Source organism: Nitrosomonas supralitoralis, assembly GCF_003011925.2.
Classification (GTDB): Bacteria; Pseudomonadota; Gammaproteobacteria; order Burkholderiales; family Nitrosomonadaceae; genus Nitrosomonas; species Nitrosomonas supralitoralis.
Genome location: NZ_PXXU01000200.1, coordinates 1 through 427, shown reverse-complemented (window position 1 = coordinate 427; position 427 = coordinate 1). Strand labels below are relative to the sequence as shown.

General features: G+C 48.2%; 1 protein-coding gene. It reads left to right on the top strand.

The window, feature by feature from the left end; all coding sequences use genetic code 11:
- The coding region (locus C7H79_RS17420; RefSeq protein ID WP_147383675.1) for an IS66 family transposase at window positions 1-407 on the top strand (407 nt) is incomplete at its 5' end.
- Between the last annotated feature and the right edge of the window lie 20 nt (window positions 408-427).

Genomic DNA, 427 nt, shown 5'->3' with positions numbered 1-427 from the left:
AGTTGGAGGCATTACACGACTGGCTGGTGCAAACTCGCGCTCAGACAGCAAATGGGGGTGGCTCCGCCAAAGCCTTGGATTACACACTGAAACGTTGGGTCAGTCTGATTCGCTATGCACAAACCGGCCATCTGCCAATTGACAACAATCCCGTAGAAAACATCATTCGACCCATCGCGATTGGAAAAAAGAACTGGCTGTTCACGGGCTCAGAACGCGCCGGTCAACGTGCAGCAGCTATTCAAACTCTATTGGGCACTGCTCAACTCAATGGCCTTAATCCATCGGACTGGCTCAAAGATACGCTCATAAAATTACCCACGTGGCCTAACAGTCGAATTGACGAGTTGCTACCGTTACCATCTGAATTCATTGAATCACTAAAACAGAAAAATGATAGATGGTAGCGTTGGACGCATACGATGTA